The organism is Modestobacter sp. KNN46-3 (assembly GCF_011039295.1).
This window is the reverse complement of sequence record NZ_JAAKGN010000003.1, coordinates 45,364-66,558: the sequence shown is the minus strand read 5'-3', so window position 1 is coordinate 66,558 and position 21,195 is coordinate 45,364. Positions and strand designations below refer to the sequence as shown.

23 protein-coding genes and 1 tRNA gene are annotated in these 21,195 nt (G+C 73.8%); 10 read left to right on the top strand and 14 right to left on the bottom strand.

Annotated elements, in window-relative coordinates:
- Positions 1–3: 3 nt before the first annotated feature.
- Positions 4–837, bottom strand: coding sequence for a helix-turn-helix transcriptional regulator (locus tag G5C62_RS02135; RefSeq protein WP_164699831.1), 834 nt, complete (start codon positions 835–837; stop codon positions 4–6).
- A 101-nt stretch (positions 838–938) separates the two neighbouring features.
- Here G5C62_RS02135 and G5C62_RS02130 point away from each other — a divergent pair, with 101 nt between their 5' ends.
- Together G5C62_RS02130 and G5C62_RS02125 are read left to right on the top strand one after the other, a co-directional pair.
- Positions 939–1,634 (top strand): SDR family NAD(P)-dependent oxidoreductase, encoded by a 696-nt coding sequence (locus tag G5C62_RS02130; RefSeq protein ID WP_164699830.1) that lies wholly within the window; start codon positions 939–941, stop codon positions 1,632–1,634.
- Between the two features lie 142 nt (positions 1,635–1,776).
- Positions 1,777–2,484: an Ltp family lipoprotein gene (locus tag G5C62_RS02125; protein ID WP_164699829.1), complete on the top strand. Its 708-nt coding sequence runs from the start codon at positions 1,777–1,779 to the stop codon at positions 2,482–2,484.
- Positions 2,485–2,564: 80 nt separating this feature from the next.
- On the opposite strand, the gene G5C62_RS02120 is transcribed toward G5C62_RS02125, so the two are convergent.
- Positions 2,565–3,767 (bottom strand): HNH endonuclease signature motif containing protein, encoded by a 1,203-nt coding sequence (locus G5C62_RS02120; RefSeq protein WP_164699828.1) that lies wholly within the window; start codon positions 3,765–3,767, stop codon positions 2,565–2,567.
- Positions 3,768–4,018: 251 nt separating this feature from the next.
- On the opposite strand from G5C62_RS02120, the gene G5C62_RS02115 reads away from it, so the two are divergent.
- The 3 genes from G5C62_RS02115 to G5C62_RS02105 all read left to right on the top strand — a co-directional run bounded on the left by G5C62_RS02115 (position 4,019) and on the right by G5C62_RS02105 (position 6,011).
- Positions 4,019–4,426: a YciI family protein gene (locus G5C62_RS02115; protein ID WP_164699827.1), complete on the top strand. Its 408-nt coding sequence runs from the start codon at positions 4,019–4,021 to the stop codon at positions 4,424–4,426.
- Entirely contained in the window at positions 4,423–5,571 is a 1,149-nt protein-coding gene (locus G5C62_RS02110) for an RNA polymerase sigma factor (protein WP_206330428.1), read from the top strand. Before G5C62_RS02115 ends, G5C62_RS02110 begins: the two co-directional genes overlap by 4 nt.
- Before the next feature lie 71 nt (positions 5,572–5,642).
- Positions 5,643–6,011 carry a glyoxalase/bleomycin resistance/extradiol dioxygenase family protein gene (locus G5C62_RS02105; protein WP_164699826.1) on the top strand — a complete coding sequence of 123 codons (369 nt, stop codon included), beginning with the start codon at positions 5,643–5,645 and terminating at the stop codon, positions 6,009–6,011.
- Here the strand turns inward: G5C62_RS02105 and G5C62_RS02100 are convergent.
- Together G5C62_RS02100 and G5C62_RS02095 are read right to left on the bottom strand one after the other, a co-directional pair.
- On the bottom strand, positions 5,983–6,795 hold the full coding sequence (locus tag G5C62_RS02100) for an alpha/beta fold hydrolase (protein WP_164699825.1): 813 nt from the start codon (positions 6,793–6,795) through the stop codon (positions 5,983–5,985). The genes G5C62_RS02105 and G5C62_RS02100 overlap by 29 nt on opposite strands.
- Positions 6,796–6,834: 39 nt before the next feature.
- Positions 6,835–8,223: an MFS transporter gene (locus tag G5C62_RS02095; RefSeq protein ID WP_164699824.1), complete on the bottom strand. Its 1,389-nt coding sequence runs from the start codon at positions 8,221–8,223 to the stop codon at positions 6,835–6,837.
- A gap of 101 nt (positions 8,224–8,324) precedes the next feature.
- On the opposite strand from G5C62_RS02095, the gene G5C62_RS02090 reads away from it, so the two are divergent.
- Positions 8,325–9,191, top strand: a complete 867-nt coding sequence (locus tag G5C62_RS02090; protein WP_164699823.1) for a helix-turn-helix domain-containing protein — start codon at positions 8,325–8,327, stop codon at positions 9,189–9,191.
- 45 nt (positions 9,192–9,236) lie between these two features.
- On the opposite strand, the gene G5C62_RS02085 is transcribed toward G5C62_RS02090, so the two are convergent.
- From G5C62_RS02085 to G5C62_RS02075, 3 genes are read right to left on the bottom strand one after another with little or no spacing between them, the layout of a single operon-like run.
- Complete coding sequence (locus G5C62_RS02085; RefSeq protein WP_164699822.1) at positions 9,237–9,899, bottom strand: response regulator transcription factor; 663 nt, start codon at positions 9,897–9,899, stop codon at positions 9,237–9,239.
- Positions 9,896–11,059 carry a sensor histidine kinase gene (locus tag G5C62_RS02080; RefSeq protein ID WP_164699821.1) on the bottom strand — a complete coding sequence of 388 codons (1,164 nt, stop codon included), beginning with the start codon at positions 11,057–11,059 and terminating at the stop codon, positions 9,896–9,898. Before G5C62_RS02080 ends, G5C62_RS02085 begins: the two co-directional genes overlap by 4 nt.
- Positions 11,059–13,245 carry an MMPL family transporter gene (locus G5C62_RS02075; protein ID WP_164699820.1) on the bottom strand — a complete coding sequence of 729 codons (2,187 nt, stop codon included), beginning with the start codon at positions 13,243–13,245 and terminating at the stop codon, positions 11,059–11,061. Before G5C62_RS02075 ends, G5C62_RS02080 begins: the two co-directional genes overlap by 1 nt.
- A 150-nt stretch (positions 13,246–13,395) precedes the next feature.
- Here G5C62_RS02075 and G5C62_RS02070 point away from each other — a divergent pair, with 150 nt between their 5' ends.
- On the top strand, positions 13,396–14,769 hold the full coding sequence (locus G5C62_RS02070) for an RNB domain-containing ribonuclease (RefSeq protein ID WP_241175657.1): 1,374 nt from the start codon (positions 13,396–13,398) through the stop codon (positions 14,767–14,769).
- Positions 14,770–14,888: 119 nt separating this feature from the next.
- Here G5C62_RS02070 and G5C62_RS02065 read toward each other — a convergent pair.
- Positions 14,889–14,961: transfer RNA gene (locus G5C62_RS02065), tRNA-Ala, on the bottom strand.
- Between the two features lie 323 nt (positions 14,962–15,284).
- Between G5C62_RS02065 and G5C62_RS02060 the strand changes: the two genes are divergently transcribed.
- Complete coding sequence (locus G5C62_RS02060) at positions 15,285–15,902, top strand: DedA family protein (RefSeq protein ID WP_164699818.1); 618 nt, start codon at positions 15,285–15,287, stop codon at positions 15,900–15,902.
- A 22-nt stretch (positions 15,903–15,924) separates the two neighbouring features.
- Here G5C62_RS02060 and G5C62_RS02055 read toward each other — a convergent pair whose 3' ends face one another.
- Both G5C62_RS02055 and G5C62_RS02050 read right to left on the bottom strand, forming a co-directional pair.
- Positions 15,925–16,347 carry a VOC family protein gene (locus G5C62_RS02055; RefSeq protein WP_164699817.1) on the bottom strand — a complete coding sequence of 141 codons (423 nt, stop codon included), beginning with the start codon at positions 16,345–16,347 and terminating at the stop codon, positions 15,925–15,927.
- Between the two features lie 10 nt (positions 16,348–16,357).
- Complete coding sequence (locus G5C62_RS02050; protein WP_206330426.1) at positions 16,358–16,804, bottom strand: helix-turn-helix domain-containing protein; 447 nt, start codon at positions 16,802–16,804, stop codon at positions 16,358–16,360.
- Positions 16,805–16,860: 56 nt separating this feature from the next.
- Here G5C62_RS02050 and G5C62_RS02045 point away from each other — a divergent pair, with 56 nt between their 5' ends.
- Positions 16,861–17,130, top strand: a complete 270-nt coding sequence (locus G5C62_RS02045; RefSeq protein ID WP_164699816.1) for a helix-turn-helix transcriptional regulator — start codon at positions 16,861–16,863, stop codon at positions 17,128–17,130.
- On the top strand, positions 17,130–17,612 hold the full coding sequence (locus G5C62_RS02040; RefSeq protein ID WP_164699815.1) for a hypothetical protein: 483 nt from the start codon (positions 17,130–17,132) through the stop codon (positions 17,610–17,612). The genes G5C62_RS02045 and G5C62_RS02040 overlap by 1 nt, the downstream gene beginning before the upstream one ends.
- Before the next feature lie 41 nt (positions 17,613–17,653).
- On the opposite strand, the gene G5C62_RS02035 is transcribed toward G5C62_RS02040, so the two are convergent.
- The 4 genes from G5C62_RS02035 to G5C62_RS02020 form a co-directional block, all read right to left on the bottom strand.
- Complete coding sequence (locus G5C62_RS02035; RefSeq protein ID WP_164699814.1) at positions 17,654–18,517, bottom strand: M23 family metallopeptidase; 864 nt, start codon at positions 18,515–18,517, stop codon at positions 17,654–17,656.
- Between the two features lie 177 nt (positions 18,518–18,694).
- The gene (locus G5C62_RS02030) at positions 18,695–19,786 is read right to left on the bottom strand and encodes a hypothetical protein (RefSeq protein ID WP_241175656.1); all 1,092 of its coding nucleotides are present in this window, start codon (positions 19,784–19,786) and stop codon (positions 18,695–18,697) included.
- On the bottom strand, positions 19,783–20,451 hold the full coding sequence (locus G5C62_RS02025; RefSeq protein ID WP_164699813.1) for an SCO family protein: 669 nt from the start codon (positions 20,449–20,451) through the stop codon (positions 19,783–19,785). Before G5C62_RS02025 ends, G5C62_RS02030 begins: the two co-directional genes overlap by 4 nt.
- A complete protein-coding gene (locus G5C62_RS02020) occupies positions 20,448–21,179 on the bottom strand; it encodes a YcnI family protein (RefSeq protein WP_241175655.1) in 732 nt (243 codons plus the stop codon). The genes G5C62_RS02025 and G5C62_RS02020 overlap by 4 nt, the downstream gene beginning before the upstream one ends.
- Positions 21,180–21,195 lie beyond the last annotated feature (16 nt).

Sequence of the window (21,195 nt, the reverse complement as noted above, 5' to 3'; positions counted from 1 at the left end):
CCGTCAGGCGGACGGTCCGCCGACCTCCGCCAGCCCGAGGGTGCGGATCAGGTCGAACCGGGAGGCGTCCTCGGTGCCCGGCTCGGCGGTGTAGGTGACGATGCGCAGGTCGGTGCCGATCACGGTGAGGACGTCGCAGTCGACCGTCACCAGGCCGACGCGCGGGTGCACGAAGGTCTTCGCCTGGAACCTGTGCTCGACGACGGCGCCCTCGGCCCACAGCTGCGCGAAGCGCGGATCGGGCTGCAACTCGGCGAGCAGGGCCCGCACGGACGGGTCGTCCGGGTAGCGGATCTGGGCACTGCGCAGGTCGGAGACGAGGGCCCGCTGGTGGCGCTCCAGGTCGCCGTCGCTCCACACGACCTGCGGGGCCCGGCCGGCGAACTCCGCAGCGACCAGGTTGAGGCCGGCCGGCATGTCCCCCAGCAGGGCACGCCACGCCGCGTTGGCGGTCAGCAGGGTCCAGTGCGCCGTCCACACGCCGATGGCGACGTCCGGCAGCCGGGCGAGCAGCCGCTGCACGCTGGCCGGGATGTGCGTGGGGACGGCGCTGGGCAGCGGTGCGGGCAGACCGGCGGCGAGGTACAGCTGGTCGCGCTCGAGGTCGGACAGCTGCAGCACCCGGGCGAGCGAGGCGACGACCTGCGCCGAGGGGCGGTCGGCGCGGCCCTGCTCCAGCCGGACGAGGTAGTCGACCGAGACGCCGGCCAGCAACGCGACCTCCTCCCGGCGCAGCCCCTTGGTGCGGCGCTGCCCGGTGGGGAACCCGACCGCGGCCGGCTGGAGGCGTTCCCGCCATGCGCGCAGCAGTGCGGCGAAGTCCCCTCGGTCGGTCATGAGCTCATCGTCGTCCACCGCGGCCGGGATGGGTGGTACTGCCAGTCATACGGTCGAACGGGACCACCGGACGCCGCCTGGACCGGCGCACTGTCGGTGACATGACGACGACATTGATCACTGGCGGCAACAAGAGCCTCGGCTTCGAGGCGGCCCGGCGACTGAAGGACCTCGGGCACCGGGTGGTCATCGGCGCCCGCGACGCCGAGCGCGGTCAGCGCGCGGCCGAGGAGCTGGGCGTGGAGTGGGTGGGCATCGACGTGACCTCCGACGAGTCGGTGGCCTCGGCGGCGAAGGAGGTGCGCGAGCGGTTCGGCGGGCTGGACGTGCTGGTCAACAACGCCGGCATCTCCGGGCCGATCGGCGCGGTCGACGAGTACACCGCCGCGGACCTGACGGCGGTGCTGGACACCAACGCGGTGGGGATCGTGCGGACGACGCACGCCTTCCTGCCGCTGCTGCGCGAGTCGGCGGCCCCGGTGATCGTGAACGTGACCAGCGGACTCGGTTCGTTCGCCGTGCGCTCCGACGAGTCCCGGATCGAGCACTCGGTCCCCTCGCTCGGGTACTCGGCCAGCAAGGCGGCGGTCAACATGCTCACCTCCGTCTACGCCCAGTTCCTCCCGGAGCTGCGGATCAACACGGTGGACCCGGGCTACACGGCGACGGACTTCAACGGTCACGCCGGCCCGCAGACCGTCACCGAGGGCACGGACGCGATCGTCGCGATGGCGTCGATCGGGCTCGACGGCCCGACCGGCACCTTCACCGACCGGCACGGCGCCGTCGCCTGGTGACGTTCGCCCTGCTCAGGCCGGGGCTGGTTGGCGGCGACGACCGTGGGTGGACTGACCCACGATCCGGTCACGGTTGTTCCATCTCCGCTCCGGGTCGCCCTACTGTGCGGCGTCCACTGCGAACGTACAGACGGGGAACAGCATGAGCCAGCCGCCTTTCCATCAGCCGCCCCCGCAGTGGGGGCCGGCCTTCGGGCCGGGCGGCGGCCCTGCGGCTGCTGAGGTCTCACCGGACCCCGGCCAGCCGTTCTACCGGCGGACGTGGTTCCTCGCGTCGGCCGGCGTCGTGGTGCTGCTGGTCGGCGTCGGGATAGGGAGTGCGGGCGACAGCACCCCGACCGTCGCGGTGGCCGACGCCGCGCCGGTCACCGCGACGGCGCCGGCGACCACGACGGTCACGGCCACCCCGCCCGCGCCGGCCCCAGCGACCGTGACCGAGACGGTGACCGTGACGGCGCCTGCCGCTGCTGCTCCCGCCGCCACGACCAGAGCCCCGCAGCCCACACCCGCCCCCGCACCCGTACCCGCGCCGGTTCCTGCGCCGGTTCCTGCAACCGGGCAGACGACAGCGCAGGAGAACGCTCTCGAGTCCGCCAACGACTACCTCGAGTACTCGGCGTTCTCCCGCTCCGGTCTGATCGAGCAGTTGGAGTACGAGGGCTACGCGACCGCTGACGCGACGTGGGCTGTCGACAACACGCGCGCGAACTGGAACGAACAGGCAGCCCGGACCGCGCAGGACTACCTCGAGTACAGCTCCTTCTCCCGGTCCGGCCTCATCGACCAACTGGAGTACGAGGGGTACACGCCCGAGCAGGCCGAGTACGGAGTGAGCCAGACAGGCCTCTGACGCGAGCGGCAGGACGTCGCACGGCGCGCACCGGCAGCCGGCCACGGTCGAACCGTGGCCGGCTGGCGGGGGTCGGGCAGTCAGTGCAGCAGGGGGCCGATCAGTATCTCGGTGTCGTCGGGGCGGTAGGTGCGCCATCGCCCGCCGGGATCTCGCTGGACCCGGAAACCGTGATGGACCTTGGTGTGGTGCCGTTCGCACAACAACGCTGAGTTCTGCAGGTTGGTCTCCCCGCCGTGCAGCCAGTGAATGAGGTGGTGGACGTCGCACCACCAACTCGGGGCGCCGCAGCCGGCGAACACGCAGGACTTGTCCCGCCGCTCCACTGCTTTCCGTAGCCCGGGGGTGACCACCCGATGATCTCGGCCCAGGTCCAGCGGCACCCCGTCGGGGCCCATCACGATCCGGGAGATGCTGCCGTCACACGCCAGATACCGGGCCCGGGCGGCGGAGATCGTCGCCCCGAACCCCATCTCCGCGGCCCCGGCACCGGTGGCCGGGTCGACCAGGTCGTCCAGGTCGATCCCCACCACCACGTGTGGCTTCACCGTGCGCAGCGTCGGCAGGTGGCCAGACGCCAGCTGGTTGTCGCAGAGCTGCACGAGGGCGTCGGCGTTCTGCTGCGCGCGGGTCCGCGCATCACCCTTGGGGCGGTCGGCCTGCACGATCGACTCGATCGCCGCCTGCACCTTCTCCCCACCCACCGCATCCAGGTCGAACCGGCCGGTGATGCTGCCGTCGGCGTGCTTGGCGATCGTGAGCCGGCGGCCCTCCGTCGGGTCCGGCTCCGGGCCGTCGGGGTCCAGCGCGTCCTCGAACGCCCGCACAGCGGCGACCAACGACTGGTGCGGCGACTCAGCCGCCACCTGCGCCCACACCCGATCGAACGCAGCCAGGTCGACCCCCTGCTCGGCGGCCCGGGCCCGCTCCCGCTCCCCCACCGCAGCGGCGACCACGTCCATCTGCGCCGCCGTCACCGACCCCTCAGCGAACCCAGCGCCCAACGCCGGGAAGTGCTCCAACACCCGACCCGACCGCAGGACCCGCGACGCCTCGGCCGGGGCCAACCGCGCATGCCCGGTCAGCCACGACCGCATGCTCTTCGACCCGTCGTGCTCCGCGGCCTGCATGGTGTCCGCGCGGCGCACGGTGCGGGTCAGCTCCGCGGCGATCCGGTTCTGCACGGCCACCAACTCGGCGACCCGGTCCAGCACACCGCCGTCCGTCAGACCGTGCAGCTCCTCGGCCGCCAAGGCGTCGAGAGCCGACATCAACTCGCTCACGACACCTCCCGACCTGTTCGAACGTATGTACGAAGAATACCGCTCGACCCGTCGCCCCGCAAGATGAATCCGCAGGTCAGGCGCTTGTCCTCAGATCAGCCGGAGGTCTTGACAGCAGCGCCGGGCATCTCGCCGAGGAGGCGGTCGACTGTCCCCGTCATCGAGCGACGTCCGATGTCGAGAACGCGCCACCGGTTCCGTCCCAGGGGTGTCCGCGGCCACGATGAGCCGCACCACCGAGGAGGAACACGATGGCCAAGTACCTGATGCTCAAGCACTACCGCAGCACGTCGAAGTCGCTCGACTGCGCGCCGATGGACCAGTGGACGCCGGAGGAGGTCTCGGCCCACATCCAGTTCATGCACGACTTCGCGGCCAAGCTGACCGAGACCGGCGAGTTCGTCGACGCCCAGGGGCTGGCGCCGGAGGGCGCGTGGGTCCGGTACGACGGCGAGGGGCGCCCGCCGGTCACCGACGGGCCGTTCGCCGAGACCAAGGACCTCATCGCCGGCTGGATGGCCATCGACGTCGACAGCTACGAACGCGCCGTCGAGCTGGCCGGCGAGCTCTCCGCCGCCCCTGGACCGGCCGGGGAGCCGATCCGCGAGTGGCTCGAACTGCGGCCCTTCCTGGGTGCACCGCCCACCATCACGGAGTGACCCCACCGGTGGACGACGTCCTGCTCAGAACCCTGGTGCCGGGCGTGCTCGGCGTCCTCGTCCGTCGCGGAGCCGACTTCGCGGCGGCCGAGGACGCCGTCCAGGAGGCGCTGGTCGAGGCGGTCCGCAGCTGGCCGACCGCCCCGCCGCGGGACCCGACGGGCTGGCTGGTCACCGTGGCCTGGCGCAAGTTCCTCGACGCGACCCGGGCGGAGACCACCCGCCGTCGCCGGGAGGCGGCCGTCGCCGACGAGCCGCCGTCCGGGCCGGTGCTCTCGGCTGACGACACGCTGCAGCTGTACTTCCTCTGCGCCCACCCGTCGTTGACGCCCGCGTCGGCGGTCGCGCTCACGCTGCGCGCCGTGGGCGGGCTGACCACCCGGCAGGTCGCCGCGGCCTACCTGGTGCCCGAGGCGACGATGGCCCAGCGGATCAGCCGGGCCAAGCGCACCGTGTCCGACGTCCGCTTCAACGAGCCCGGCGACGTCGCCACCGTGCTGCGCGTGCTCTACCTGGTGTTCAACGAGGGCTACTCCGGGGACGTCGACCTGGCCGCGGAGGCGATCCGGCTCACCCGGCAGCTCGCCGCCGCCGTCGACCACCCGGAGGTGGCGGGGCTGCTCGCCCTGATGCTGCTCCACCACGCGCGGCGGGCCGCCCGGACCGCGCCCGACGGCAGCCTGGTGCCACTCGCCGAGCAGGACCGCGACCGGTGGGACACCGCGCTGATCAGCGAGGGAGTCCAGGTGCTGCAGAGCGCACTGGCCCGGGACCGGCTGGGCGAGTACCAGGCCCAGGCGGCGATCGCGGCGCTGCACGCCGACGCGCGGTCGGCCGCGGAGAACGACTGGGTGCAGATCGTGGAGTGGTACGACGAGCTGGTCCGGCTGACCGGCAGCCCGGTGGTGCGGCTCAACCGCGCGGTCGCCGTCGGCGAGGCGGACGGTCCGCGCGCCGGCCTGGCAGCGCTCGCGTCGGTGGACGCCTCGGTCCCCCGCTTCGCCGCCGTCCAGGCGTACCTGCACGAGAAGGACGGCGACCGGACGACGGCGGCGCGGCTCTACGCCGAGGCGGCCGCCCTGGCGGGCAACACGGCAGAGCGCGACCACCTGACGCGCCAGGCGGCCCGACTCAACTCCCGCTGACGGCCGGGCCGATGACTTCCGCGTCGTCCCGGAGTCGGTGCTGCGAGGCGACCGATCCCGGAGGAGACCCCATGCCCACGATCCTGCCCATGATCCTCACCGCTGACCCGGAGAGCCTGAGGGACTTCTACGTCGGCGCCCTGGGCGCGCAGGTGGTCGAGCGGACCCCGCCGGAGGACGACGGCGACCCGCCGTTCTTCCTCAGCCTGCGCATCGGTGACTCGGTGCTGGGGCTCGTCCGGGAGGCCGAGCCGCCTGCCGGCAACCGGACCCTGCTGGGGATCGGCGTCGACGACGTCGATGCGCTCCTGGACTCCGTGCGCTCGCACGGTGGCTCGGTCACCGGAGGGCCGACCGACATGGCGTGGGGCATGCGGGTGGCCCACGTGCGCGACCCGGACGGCAACCCGATCAACCTGCAGTGCCCCGTCCGGGGATGAGCTCCGGGCGGGCGCGGTCCATCCACTCGCGGAGCAGTGCGCCGAACACCTCGGGCCGCTCGTGCACGAGGGCGTGACCGGCGTCGTCCACGACCGCCAAGGTGGCGTGCGGGTGGTGACCGAGCAGGCCGACCGCGTCGACGTACCCGACGGTGGAGTCGCGGCGGCCGGCGACGATCGAGGTGGGCCCGTCGTAGCCGCCCGTCCCCAGGCCGATCGACCACCCGGAGAAGACCCGCTCCAGCGCGGCCTCGTCGACCAGCGAAGTGCCCGGGACGACGTGGTCGCGGTAGCGGCGGGCGGTCGTCCGGGTCCGGACCACGAAGTACTCGTCGAACCCCGCCCGCTGCTCCGGCGCCAGCTCGTCATGGGCGTCGACGTCCTGGCGGACCACCTGGTGCTCGGGCACCTGTCCGGTCCGCTCGCCGAGCGGGCACACCAGCGCGAGACCGCGCACGAGGTCCGGACGGCGAGCCGCCAGACCCCGGGCCAGGTAGGCGCCGTAGGAGTGCCCGAGCAGCAGCACCGGCTCGCCGGTCAGCTGCTCGACGAAGCCGGCGAGCAGCGTGACGACGTCGTCGTTGCTGGTCAGCCCGTCGGCCGTCGAGCGCCCCATCCCGGGCAGGTCCGGGTAGACGCGGCGCAGTCCGACGTCCGGGACGGCGGCCTCGACCGCCGCCTCGATCTCCCGGTGGTCGACGCCGGCGCCGTGCAGCGCGACGAGCGGCGGGCCGGTCCCGTGCTCGACGTGGTGGACCGACACCCCGCCGACCTGGCTGTCCATGCCGGCACGCTAGTGAGCAGTCCACCGCCCGGGTAGAGGTCACCGGCGAGGCGCCGACCGCCCGCCGAGACGCGCCGCCACGACCGCCGCGCCGAGCAGGCACAGCGCACCGTTGACCGCGATCGCCGTCGTCACCCCGTCGAGCACCCCGGCGCCACCGAGCACCACCGCGGTGACGACGGCGCTCATCACCGGCGTACCGAGCGTGATGCCGATCTGCTGGCTCATCGTGGTCAGCCCGGTGGCCAGTCCCTGCTCGCCCTCCGGCAGCCCCGACGTCGCGGTGACCATGAACCCGACGATGACGACGAGGTTCGCGACTCCCCCGACGAAGGTGGCGGCCAGCACCAGCCAGATCGACGCGGCGGCCTCGGAGATGAGCACCAGCGACAGCGTTGCGACTGCCTGGACGACGAAGCCGCCGACGATCGCCGCCCGGTTGCCGAACCGGCCGATCACCCGGGGCCCGAGCAGCCCACCGGCCACGGTGCCGAGCCCGAGGACGGCGAACGAGAGCCCGGCGCCGAGCGGGCTGTAGCCGAGCACCTCCTGCAAGTACAGGGTGAGCAGGAAGACCAGTGACGTCTCGGTGACGAAGGCGAGCGCGCCGGCGATGTTGCCGATGGCGACACTGCGCCGGCGGAGCACCGCCAGCGGCACGAGCGGGAACGCCGTCCGCTGCTCGACGGCGACGAAGGCGAACCACAGCGCCACCGCAACGGCGAAGGCGAGCAGCGTCAGGCCGTCGGTCCAGCCGTGCGACGCGGCGCGGGTCAGCCCGAAGACGAGCGCGAGCAGCCCGAGCGTCACGGTCGCTGCACCGGGCACGTCGAGCCGGGTGCGCTGTTCGGCCGGGCGCTCGGCGAGAACCCGCGGCGCGACGACCAGCACGAGCACGGCGACCGGGACGTTGAGGAAGAAGGCCCACCGCCAGCTGAGCAGGTCGGTCAGCAGCCCGCCGAGGACGGCGCCGGTGGTGAACCCGGCAGCCATCAGCGCACCGTTCAGCCCGAGCGCCCGGTCGCGGGAAGGGCCCTCGGGGAACGTTCCGAGCAGCAGCGCCAGCGCGGCCGGGACGACGATCGCGGTGGCGACGCCCTGGGCGACCCGGGCGGTGAGCAGGACCGCCGGTGTGGTCGCCAGCCCGCCGAGCAGCGAGCCGGTGCCGAGCAGGGCCATGCCGAGCAGGAACATCCGCCGCCGTCCGGCGAGGTCGGCGACCCGGCCCATGAGCAGGGTGAGCCCGGCGGCGCAGAGCGCGAAGGCGGTGGCGATCCACTGCAGGTCGGCGAGGCGGAAGCCGACGTCCGCGCCGATGGTGGGCAGGGCGACGTTGAGGATGGAGAAGTCGACGGCGAGGGTGAAGCTCGCGGTGAGCAGCACGGCGAGGGCGGCGCGCTGCCGGGTCGTTGGGGCGAGAGTGGTCACCCCGGCGACGCTGCGCTGGTCCCCGCCGGGCAACCACACCCCCGGGTTCCTGTCACTGGCAGGGACAGGCTGGGCGTTGCGGCCGGCGGCAGGATGAGCCCATGACCGAGCTCGGGGAGTTCCTGCGCGTGCGCCGCGCGGCGTTGCAGCCGGCGGACGTCGGCCTGCGCGGCTACGGCGCGCGGCGAGTGCCCGGGCTGCGGCGCGAGGAGCTGGCCATGCTGGCCGGGGTGAGCGCCACGTACTACGCGCGGCTGGAGCAGGGGCTCAGCGCGAACGCGTCGGAGGCGGTGCTCGATGCGCTGGCCCGGGCGCTGGAGCTGGACGCCGACGAGCGGGCGCACCTGCGCACCCTGGCCCACGCCCCCACCCGCCGCCGTTCCCGCCCGCGCCCGGACGTGATCCGCCCCGGGATGCTGCGGCTGATCGAGTCGATGCCGGACACCCCGGCGGTGGTGCTGGGCCGGCGCAGCGAGGTGCTCGGCTGGAACGCGCTCGGGCACCGCCTGGTCGCCGGGCACCTGCCGTTCGACTCACCGCACCGCCCGGCCGAGCGACCGAACATGACCCGGCTGCTGTTCCTCGACGCGCACACCCGCGAGCTGTACAGCCGGTGGGACGACGAGGCCCAGCGGGCGGTGTCGTCGCTGCGGGTGCTGGCCGGCCGGTCGCCGGACGACGACGAGCTCACCCGGCTGGTGGGCGAGCTGACCGTGCAGAGCGCGGAGTTCGCCCGGCTGTGGGCCCGGCACCCGGTGGCGAACTGCGTCTCCGGCACCAAGCAGTTGCGGCACCCGGAGGTCGGCGAGCTGGAGGTGGCGTTCGAGGTGCTCACCCCACCCGACGACGCCGGCCACCGCGTGCTGCTCTACACCGCCGCGCCCGGAACACCGTCCGCCGCAGCCCTGGACTTGCTCCGCCACAACCGGACGGCACCCCGGGCCGGAGTGCCGCACAACGCTTCTTGACTCGTTCCCAGGCGCGCCCGGCTCCATCGGTGGTGCGGTAGCCGGTCAGGGCGCTTGGACCAGCCCCTCCTGGTAGGCGATGACGACGAGCTGGGCCCGGTCGCGGGCGCCCAGCTTCGTCATCGCCCGGTGCACGTGGGTGCGCACCGTCAGCGGGCTCACCACCAGCCGGTCGGCGATTTCCTGGTTGGACAGGCCGAGCGCGGCCAGCCCGGTGATCTCGCGCTCGCGGTCGGTCAACCTCGGGAGCAGTCCGCGCGGCAGGTCGCCGATGCCGTCCGGGCTGGCGAGGAAGCGGTTCACCAGCACCCGGGTGGCAACCGGCGACAGCAGCGCCTCCCCGTCCACGACCGTCCGGATCCCGGCGAGCAGCTGCGCGGGCGTGACGTCCTTGCCCAGGAAGCCGCTCGCCCCGGCCCGGAGCGCGTGCGCCACGTGCTCGTCGGACTCGAAGGTGGTCAGGATCAGCACCCGCGTGCCGGCCAGGACCGGGTCGGAGCAGATCTGCCGGGTGGCGGCCAGCCCGTCCAGGACCGGCATCCGGATGTCCATCAGCACCAGGTCGGGACGGTGCTGACGGGCGAGCTCGACCGCCTCCGCGCCGTTCGCGGCCTCGGCGACGACCGTCAGGTCGTCCTCGGAGTCGATGAGCATTCGGAACGTCGAGCGCAGCAGCGCCTGGTCGTCCGCCAGCAGCACCCGGATCATCGGGGTCCCTCCCAGGGCGTCAGCGGAACGGTGAGGGTGACGGCGTACCGGTCCTCCCCCGCCGGGCCGGCGTGCACCGTCCCGCCGAGTGCGAGCGCGCGTTCGCGCATCCCGATCAGCCCGTAGCCCGATCCCACCGGACCGGGCCGGACGCCGGTGTTCACCACCTGGACGCAGAGGCTGTCCTCGGTGCGGCGCACGGTGATCGTCACGGACGGCCGGACCGCGTGTTTGGTGACGTTGGTCAGCGCCTCCTGGACGACCCGGTACGCGGTGACGTCGACCAGCCGGGGCAGGCCCGCCGGCACCCCCTCGCGGAGCACCGTGACCTCGATGCCGGCCGCCCGGCAGGGCTCGACCAGCTCCGCAAGCTGATCGAGCCCCGGTGCCGGCACGGTGTCCGCCGGTGGGTCGTCGTCGGAGGTGCGCAACACCGCCACGGTCGCCTTGAGCTCGTGGAGCGCCGCCGACGTGGAGACGCTGAGCCCGGCCAGCAGCTCCCGCGCCTGCTCGGGACGCCGGTCCAGGAGGTGCTCCGCGGTCCCGGCTTGCGCGTGGGCCACCGTCAGGTGGTGAGCGACGACGTCGTGCAGCTCCCGCGCGATGCGCAGCCGCTCCTCCCCCACCCGGTGCCGGACCTCGTCGTCCCGGCTGCGCTCGGCGTCCTCGGCACGGGCCCGGACCACCTCGAGATAGGACCGGTGGGCCTGCGTCGTCCGGCCGGCGAACACCGCCGGCAGCAGCCACAGCGCGACGCCGACGGTGCGCAACACCAGCGAGCCGCCGGTGGGGGTGTCGATCAGGCCGCCGAGGATCACCGCGGCCACCGCGGCCCCGGTCCACCAGGCGACCGCCCGCACCGACCCGACGACCGCGAGCCAGTACAGGCAGCCGATCAGCGGGGCCAGCAGCAACGGCGTCGGCAGGTAGCCGAGCGCGCACGCGGCGGTCTCGCAGCAGATCGCCACGGCCGTCGCGGCGCGCGGCCACCGGGCCGCGGTGAACAGCGCGACGCTGGCGACCAGGCTGAGCAGCACGCCGGGGACGAGCACGGCCGGGCCGACGATGCCTTCGGTGTCGATGCTGGTACCGAGGGCGGCGAAGAGGAACGCGACGAGCGCGGCCGCCGCGTCCCGCCCCCCGATCCGGCCGGTGCTCATCAGCGGTTGCTCAGCGCCAGGTCCGGTTGCGCCTGGGCCGGTGCGGGGGCCAGCGACGCACCCTCCACGTCGACGTTCGGCAGCAGCCGGTCGAGCCAGCGCGGCAGCCACCACGCCCGCTCGCCGAGCAGCTGCAGGACGGCGGGCACCAGCGTCAGGCGGACGACGAAGGCGTCGAAGAAGACCGCCGCCGCGAGCCCGAGACCGACCATCTTGATCAGCGGTTCGGAGGCCGCCGCGAACCCGCCGAAGACCGCGATCATGATCACCGCGGCGGCGACCACGACCTTCGAGCTCTGCGCGAAGCCCGTGCTGACCGCCTGGCGGGCAGGCACACCGTGCACGTGCGCCTCCCGCATCCGCGACACCAGGAACACCTCGTAGTCCATCGCCAGCCCGAACACGATCCCCACCAGCAGGATGGGCATCAGGCTCATGACCGGGCCAGTCTGCTCGACACCGAGCAGATCACCTGCCCAGCCCCACTGGAAGACCGCGACGATCACCCCGATCGAGGCGAACAGCGAGAGCAGGAAGCCGACCGCGGCCTTGATGGGCACCCAGATCGAGCGGAAGACCACCAGCAGGAGCAGCACCGCGAGACCGACGACGAGCGCGACGTAGGGCACGAGGGCCGACTGGGTCTTCTGCGCCATGTCGATGTCGAGCGCCGTCGTCCCGGTGATCTCGTAGCTCACCCCTTGGTCGCGTTCCACGGCCGGGCGGGCGTCGCGCAGCGACTCCACCAGCGCCTCGGTGCGCTCGTCGGTCGGCCCGGTGGTGGGGACGGCGGTGAGGATCGCGGTGTCGCCCTGCGCGTTGAAGGTCGGGGTCGACACCGAGGCCACGCCGTCGGTCGCTGCGAGGTCGTCCGCGACGGCCGTCACCGCGGTCTGCGGGTCGCTCGCACCGCGGGCGTCGACCACCACGGTCAGCGGACCGTTGGAGCCGGGGCCGAACGCCTCGGCCCGCAGGTCGTAGGCCCGGCGCTCGGTCGCCGTGGTCGGCAGCGAGGCGTCCCCGGGAGTGCCCAGCTGCAACGACAGCGCCGGGACGGCGACGGCAGCGAGCACCGCGACCCCGGCCACCGTGACCAGCAGCGGCCGGCGCCGCACCAGCCGCCTCCACGTGCGGGCCACCGGGACGCGGGGGTTCGTGCCAGCCCCCCGCCGCTGCGACCGCGAGCGGACCCGGTTCGGGAACATGCCCAGCAGCGCCGGGACCAGCGTCAGCGCGACCAGGACGGCCACGACGACGGCGCCCGCGGCGGCCAGCCCCATCTTCATCAGCGACGGGATGCCGACCACGAACAGCCCGGCGAGCGCGATCACCACCGTCGTCCCGGCGAACACGACCGCGGACCCGGCGGTGCCGACGGCGCGGCCGGCCGCCGCCTCGGCGTCGTCCTGGCTCTGCCGTTCCTCCTGGTACCGCGAGACGACGAACATCGCGTAGTCGATGCCGACCGCGAGGCCCAGCATCAGCGCGAGCATTCCGCTGGTGATCGCCATCCCCAGCGGGCCGGCGAGGGCCCAGACGCCGAGGAACGAGATGGCCACCCCGATGATCGCCGTGAGCAGCGGCAGCCCCGCGGCCACCAGCGACCCGAAGGTCATCAGCAGGACGACGGCCGCGATCGCGACCCCGATGAGCTCGGTGGCGCTCATGCTGGTGGGGCTCTTGAGCGCCGAGCCACGCATCTCCGCGGTCAGCCCGTCGTCCCGCGCCTGCTCGACCGCCTCCTCCAGCACGACGCGCGACTCGTCGGTCACCTCAGCCGACGGCACGTCGTAGCTCACCGACGCGAAGCCGGTCGTGCCGTCGGCGCTGATGCTCGCGCCCGCGGAGGGCGGCACCACCCTTGACACCTGCGGGCTGTCGGCGACGGTGGCCAGCGCCGCCTCGACGGCCGCCTGGTTCGCCGGCGCCTCCAGCGACCCGCCGTCAGGGGCGACGAAGACGAGGGTCGCCGACGCGCTGTCCGAGGGCGTGTCCGGGAAGCGCTCCGCGAGGAGGTCGAACGCGTCCTGCGACTCGATGCCCGGGATGGTCGCCCGGGTGTTCACCGGGCCCTCGGACGTGACGGCGGCCGTCACCGCCCCGGCGAGGACGAGCAGCCAGAGCACAGCGACCGACCACCGCCGGCGGAAGGAGAAGCGGCCAAGACGATCGAGCAAACCTGCCATGTCGGTACACCCCAGTTGTCGTGGTGGTTGTCCCGAGCAGCGTTTCGTCCAGGCAGGGGCCCCGTCGTCGTGCAGACGCAGGCTCCGACTACGCAAATCGCAGTACCCGACCCCTCGTGCCAGGGTGGCGGCGTGGCTCGCGTGCTGAGGGTGTCCGGACCGCTCGACTTCGCCGCGATCCGGGCGGAGGCCGGGGTGCCCGACGAGTTCCCGGCCGACGTGCTGGCCGAGGCGGACCGGGTCGCCGCCGACCCACCGCTGCCCGACCACGACGCCACCGACCTGCCGCTGGTCACCATCGACCCGGCCGGTGCCCGCGACCTGGACCAGGCCGTGCACCTGGCCCGCACCGCGGGCGGCTACCGCGTGTCCTACGCGATCGCCGACGTCGGCGCCTTCGTGCCGCTCGGCAGCGCCATCGACGCCGAAGCCCGGCGCCGCGGCCAGACCGTCTACTCCCCCGACGGCCGGACGCCGCTGCACCCGCCACAACTGTCCGAGGGAGCAGCCAGCCTGTTGCCCGGCCAACTGCGGCCGGCGGCGCTCTGGACCATCGACCTGGACGCCGACGGCGAGGTCACCGCCGTGGACCTGCGCCGCGCCCGGGTGCGCAGCCGGGCCCAGCTGGACTACGAGTCGGTGGGCGCTGTCGTCCCCGTCGAGTTGGAGCTGCTGCCCGAGATCGGCCGACTCCTGCAGGCTCGCGCCCGGGACCGGGGTGCGATCGAGCTGGGCACGCCGTCCCAGGAGGTGGAGCCAGGACCCGACGGTGGCTGGACGATCGCCTTCCGCGGCCAGTCCGACGTCGAGGGTTGGAACGCGCAGATCTCGCTGCTCACCGGACGGTGCGCGGCCCGGCTGATGCTGGCCGGCGGAGTCGGGGTGCTGCGCACGCTGCCGCCGGCCGACCCGGGCTCGGTCGACACCCTCCGCCGGCTCGCTCCGGGGCTCGGCGTCGACTGGCCGGACGGCGCCGGTCCCGGCGACGTCATCGCCGGTCTGGACCCGTCGCGGCCCCGGCACGCGGCGTTCCTGGACGCCGCCACCTCACTGCTGCGCGGCGCCGCCTACACCGCGTTCGACGGCCCGCCGCCCGCCCAGCCGGGACACGGTGGCGTCGGCGCGCCTTACGCGCACGTGACCGCGCCGCTGCGACGACTGGTCGACCGGTTCGGCACCGAGGTCTGCCTGGCGCTGGCTGCCGGGCAGCAGCCCTCCGCCGAGCTGCGCGCCGCACTGCCGGAGCTGCCGGGGCTGATGGCCGCCTCGGACCGGCGCACGCGCGAGGTCGAGCGCGCCGTCATCGACCTGGTCGAGGCCACCGTGCTGGCCGGCCGGGTCGGGGAGGTGTTCGACGCCGTCGTGCTCGACGCGGACGAGAAGCGGTCCACTGTGCTGCTCACCGAACTGGCCGTGGAAGCCCGCTGCTACGGGCGGTTGACCCCGGGCGAGCGGGTCCGGGTCCGGCTCGTGACGGCCGACCCGGCCACCCGCACCGTGCGGTTCGCCGCCGCTGAGGACTGACCGGCCAGCCGGCCCCAGCCCGGACGCGGTGCCGCTCTCCCATCCGAGGTGGGCGGCCAACGGCGGCCAGGAAACGATTTCGGACCAGGGCCTTCCGAAGAAGACCCTGGTCCGAAGGGTGGAGCTGAGGGGACTCGAACCCCTGACCCCCACACTGCCAGTGTGGTGCGCTACCAGCTGCGCCACAGCCCCTTGCCGACCCGGTCTGGTGTGTCCGAGCCGTGGAGAACGATACATCGCGGTGAACGGCACCCGGCGAGGGGGGCCCTCACCGGGTGTCGTGTCGTCAGCGCTCCACGCCGAGCCTGCCGTCTCGACGGGCTCTCGACGTTGCGGGCGCCGACCTCGGCGCGCTGCTGACGTATCCGGGTCGGGTCAGGGGGTTCCCCGATGGTCCCGGCGCCCGCCTCCCGCCAGGCTCGCACCGGGAACTGTCAGCGCGGCCGATCAGTCTGGGCGGCGGGCAGGGTCAGGAGCAGCGTGGGAACGACAGGATCGGCCGGTGGACGGCGGTGGTGAGTGCGGCGCTGGAGCAGGTCGGCAGCTGGCCCGCCGTGCTCGTGCTGAGCGTCGCTGCCCTGCTGCTGGTCCCGGAGAGCGGCGTCGTGCTCGGCGTGCTGCTGCCCGGGTCGACCACCCTCGTCGTCCTGGGGCTGTGGTCGGCGGTCTCGGGCACCCACCCGGCGCTGCCGATCGCGGTGGCCGCCACGGCCAGCATCGGCGGCGCGCTGTTCGGCTGGCGGCAGGGACACCGGCGGCGCGGCACCGGTGCCCGGCCCGGCCGGCTGCGCGCGCGGGTCAACCCCGCGGTGCGCTGGGCCCGCGACTGGCTGACCACCCAGGGGCCGGGCGGCAGCGCCGTCGTCCTCGCCGTCGCCCAGTGGGCCGCAGTCAGCCGCACCCTGACGCCCCGGGTGGCCGGTGGCGCCGGCGTGCCGCTGCGGCTGGTCGCCCCGGTGCTCCTGGTCAGCGGCACGGCCTGGGCGTGCACCGTCGTCCTGCTCGCCCGCGCCTTCGGCGAGCGGGTCGCGACCGACGCCGGACTGGCACCGGTGCTCGTCCTCCTCGCCGTGCTCGCCGGGCTGCTGCTGCGCGCCCGGCTGACCCGCCCCCGGACCGTGCCGGAGTCCTGAGCGCGGGCCGACCGGGACGGCGTCAGGCGGACGGTGGCGGGGTGAGCTGGGCGACGCGGACGTGGTTGCCGAACGGGTCGCGGAAGCCGAAGTCGATGCCATAGGGCTGCACGACCGGCTCCTCGGCGATCTCCACCCCCCGCTCCCGGAGCTCGGCGTGGGTCTTGTACGCGTCGTCGGTGGAGAAGAACAGGTGCCCGCCGGCGGCGCCCTTGGAGATGAGGTCCCGCACCTGGGCGGCGATCTCCTCGCTGTAGCCGGGCGGCCCGGGCCGCTCCAGCAGGACGGCGTGGCCCGGGTCGCTGGGCAGCGCGACGGTGAGGAAGCGCATCGGGCCAAACTGCTGGTCGGTCCGCACCTCGAAGCCGAGCTTGCCGACGTAGAAGTCGAGCGCGGCGTCCTGATCGGGGACGAAGATCTGCGTGATCGTGATGGTGTTCAACATGGTCAGGACGCTAGGGGCGGCGCTCGTCCCCGGGCTTCTCCGAAACTGCGCTGTCCGTGCTCGGCCGCAGCCAGCGCATGCCGAAGCAGCTGGGCACCGGCGCCAGCGGCCCACGCCGGCGGTAGACGCTCGGCGGCTCCCCGACGATCTCGGTGAACACCCGGCTGAACGTGCCCAGGCTGGAGAAGCCGACCGCCATGCAGATGTCGGTGACCGTCTCCTCGGTGCTGCGCAGCAGCCACATCGCCCGCTCCACCCGGCGCCGCTGCAGGTAGCGGTGCGGCGTCTCCCCGAAGGTGGCCCGGAAGGTGCGGATGAAGTGCGCATCGGAGACGCAGGCAACCCGGGCCAGGGTCGGGACGTCGAGCGGCTCAGCGTACGAGCGGTCCATCGCGTCCCGGGCCCGCAGCATCCGGCGGTTCGAGTCCTCGCTCGCCCGGCTCACGACCGTCAGCATGGCAGCGATCGTGGTCAGGGTTGTCGATCCGCAGCGTCGCGTAGTACTTTTGCTACATGGCACCACGTAAACGCTCCGACGAGGTGGAGCTGTACAACCGCCTCACCCTGCTGCGCACCGAGCGCGGCATGTCCCGCCAGGAGCTGGCCGACGCCGTCGGCGTGCACTACCAGACGATCGGCTACCTGGAGCGCGGCGAGTACAGCCCCAGCGCCACCCTCGCGCTGCGACTGGCCGCGGTCTTCGGCCTCCCGATGGAGGCGGTCTTCTCCCTCACCCCGTTCCGCACCCTGTCCGAGCAGGTCTACGGCACCAAGGAGCCCTGATGAGCACCCCCACCCGTGTCCAGCGCCGCGCCGCCCGCCTCGACGACCCGCGCTTCGAGTACATCCGCACCCCGCGCGTCCGCCGCCGGCTGGTGGTGGCCATGTGCGGCCTGCTCGTGGCAGAAGCGGGCCTGTTCTTCCTCGCCGAACAGGCGCCGATCCTCTTCGCCATCGGCCTGTCGGCGCTGCTGGTGGCGTTCGTCCTCTGCCTCGGCGCCCTCAAGGGCAGCACCCGCGGAGTGGAGGAGCTGCCGGCAGAGGCGCTCGACGAGCGTCAGTGGCAGCTGCGCGGCGAGGCGTACGCACGCGCCTACCGGATCGGCCTCGGCCTGCTGACCGTGCAGCTCATCACCGTCGGCGTCTGGCTGGTCGCCGGCTGGCCGACCCCGGACAGCGGGGTGCTGCTGGGCGCGGTCCTGCTGCCGTTCCACGTCGGGATCGTGCTGCCGACCCTGGTCACCGCCTGGTCCCGCCAGGTCTGAGGGAGGACCCGTTCCCTGACCGGCCAGGGGACGGAGTCCTGCTACAGCTCGACGCCGCGGTCGCGGAGCCAGGCGACCGGGTCGACGCGCTTGCCGTCCACGCCGCCGGAGTGGACCTCGAAGTGCAGGTGCGGGCCGGTCGACTGGCCGCGGCTGCCCAGCAGGGCGATCTGGTCGCCGGCGCTCACCACGTCACCGGCCGCGACCGTGATCTTCTCCATGTGCCCGTAGACGGTCACGTCGCCACTCACGCCCAGGATGTACACCACCAGGCCGTAGCCGCTGGCCGCACCGGCCCGGAGGACGACGCCGTCCTCGACCGCGTACTCCGGGGTCAGCATCGGCGCGGCGAGGTCGATGCCCCAGTGCATGGTGCCCCAGCGCGGGCAGAAGCAGCTGGTCAGCCGGGCGCCCTTGATCGGCGGTGAGGCCTTCGGCCGGGCCGCCTCCGCAGCCGCCTCGGCGGCCTCGGCAGCGGCGGCCTGCTCCTGCGCGACCCGTTCGGCCCGCGCCTGGCGGGAGGCAGCGACCTCCTCCAGCCGGGCACGCGCCTCGACCTCGGTGATCGCCAGCTGCGGGCTCAGCTCGGTCTCCAGCAGCCCCTCGGCGTCCGAGCCGAGCAGCTCCTCCACCGCGACCGACTCGCGGGCGTCGGCGGCGGGCAGCGCCTGCGTGCCGACCAGGGCGACCGTGGCCCCCACGACCAGCGCCGCGAGCAGCGCGGCCGGACGCCGGCGGGCGACCGCCCGCGGGGCAGCCGGCAGCGCGACCGGCCAGGAGCCGGAGGTCGGGGACCCGGACGGCGAGGACTCGGAGTAGGGCGAGACCGAGGGCTGGGAACCCGAGGACGGTGCGACCTCACGTCCGCGGCTGCGGACCGTGGTGCCGGCGTGCCTCGAACCCATGCGCCTGCCTCTCCTGGAACCCCCGGCGTCCTCCTACGGCTCCGGCTCGGTCTGGGACATCCAAACACCAAGTGACAGCCTTGTAATTCGCTGCTCGGCGTGTTCGACACGACACGCCGAGTCACTGTCACACGAGTCCCACGGACCGACTCGTCGACCAGTCGACACGTCGACCCGTCAGTGCAGGGCGGGTTCGTCCACCGGGGCCACGGGGTCGCGGGCGTCGTCCCGGAACCGCCGGACCGCGCCGACCCCGCCGAGGACCAGCCCCAGCCCACCGGCGACGAGCACCGCGACCGCCACCCGGGCCAGCACCTGCGGCCCGGCGGTCAGCGCGTTCGCCGTCCACAGCACGTCGACGTCGGGCAGGCCCTGCACCAGCAGCAACCAGCCGACCACCACCGCCATCAGGCCGGTGAGGACGCCGCGCCCACGCGCGGCCGCCCGCACCCCGATCGCCGTCGCCAGCAGCACCAGCAGCGCCGGGAGCAGGGCCGACACGATCGCCCCGGTGTGCGAGGAGACGCTGCTCGGCGGCTCGGGCGTGGCCAGCGCGTGGTAGATCGCGGCCAGCGCACCCAGGGTGAGCACGACGGCCAGCGGCCGGGGACCGCGGGCGAGCCAGCCGGCCGCGACCGTGCCGGCCAGCAGCAGCACGTAGCCGGGCCAGACCAGCCAGGCCGGTGGCGGCGGGCTCCAGGTGAGCACCCCCTGCACGACGACGTCGGTGCCGCCGTGGGTCATCGGCACGGTCCACTCGATGACCGTGTGCGGCCGGGACGGGTCCGCGGCCACCACCGGGGGGAGCTGGTCCTGGGTCATCCAGTGCGTCCGGTGGTCGTGCCACACGTACTGCGACTGGGTGGAGACCTGCTCCCAGCGCGGCGCCGCGGTGATGTCGACGCCGTCCGGCATCGGCGTGCGCCCGTACCGGTCCAGGTTGAGGTAGGTCGCCGGGCTCGCGGCGTTGCGCCACACGCCGTCCGGCCCGATCCGCAGGTACGGCTCACCCGAGTACCCCGGCACCGTCAGCTCGGTGTCGGTCTCGTTGACCACCTCGAGCTCGTCCCCGAACTGCAGCACCCGCACGCTCACCCCCGGCAGCTCCGGGGAGACCGTCCGGACGGCCGCGTCGAAGTCGCTGCCCGCCGCGCCCCCGCCCACGTGCGCCGACGCGGGTGCCGCGACGGCGAGGACGGCGAGCACCCCGAGCAGGACGACGAGGACCCGGCCCACCCCGGTCGCCCAGACGTGACCGGCGGGGCTCACCCGGCGACGGCAGCCAGCTCGATGGCGATGTCGCGGGCGGTGTTGGCCGAGTCGAAGGCGACGTCGGCCTCCCCGTCGGTGCCGTAGAGCAGCAGCAGCGCCGAGTGGCTCTCGCCGCCGTTCTGCGCCTGCGGCACCCCGGCGGCCAGCTGCGCCTGGTCGATCTGCTCCTGGTCGCCGGTGAGCCCGATGAACTGGGTCGGCAGCCCGGCGTCGAACCGGTCCAGGTACTCCCCCAGCACCTCGGGGGTGTCCCGCGCCGGGTCGGTGGTCACGAACACCACCGACGTCTTCTCGGCCACCGCCGGGTCGACCTCGCCCAGCGCCAGCATCACGTCGGCCATCGTGGTCGGGCAGATGTCCGGGCAGTGGGTGAAGCCGAAGAACAGCAGTGTCGGCCCGTCCGCGGTCTGCTCGGCGAAGTCGAACGGCGCACCGCTGGTGTCCGTGAGCGTGAAGTCCGGCTTCTGGTACGGGTCGACCAGCTGCATGCCGCCCTCCTGCACACCGCCCTCCAGCGTGGCCGGGGCCTCCGCCGACTCGTGGTCGTGCCCGGCGGCCTCGGCACCGGCGTCGGCGTCCCCGCCACAGCCGGCCAGGAGCAGACCGGTCGAGAGGGCCAGCGCGGTCAGCCCGGTACGGGTCGGACGGGAAGCAGAACTCACGAGGACACGGTACGACGGCGAGCGGACAGACCGAGGAACAGACCGCCCAGCCCGGCGAGCAGCCCGAGCACCGCCAGCACCAGCGCGGTGACCGCCGTGCCGTCGCTCCCCTCGTCGTCCGCCGCCGGGTCGGCCGTCGCCGCCGTGTCGGTCGGGGTGTCGGCGTCGTCGGCCGCCAGCGACAGCACCGGCGACGGATACCGCGGCTCGGGCTGGCCGTCGACGGTGGGCTCGATCCAGGCGGCCTCGGTGCCGTCGCTGTAGGTCTGCACCGCGTTGAAGGTCAGCTCGTCGGTCTCCGGGAACGGCCCGCCGGAGAGGGCGAACTCCTGGAACTCACCCGGGGCGATGCCCTGCCCCTCCTCGGCCCGGAACTCCACGACCGAGACGGCCTGCTCGACCGGCTCGCCGTGCACCTCGACCGGCTCGGGGAGCTGCGCCTCGGTCATCGAGACGGTCCAGCCGGGCACCGGCTGCGCGCGCAGCGAGGTGAGCGGGGTATCGGTGGGGACCTGGACGCGCAGCCCGACCGTGCTGGCGGTGTCGCTCTCGTTCGGCACCCGGAAGGTGAGCTTGCCGTAGCCACCCGGCTCGGCGTCACCGGAGGAGACGGTGACGTGCGCGGACGCGACCCCGGTGCCGGCGACGAGCAGCCCCGTCGAGGCGAGCAGCGCGGTCAGCAGGACGACGGCCGGACGGCGCGCGGGACGGAGCAGGGACAGGGACAACGGTTCTCCTCGGATC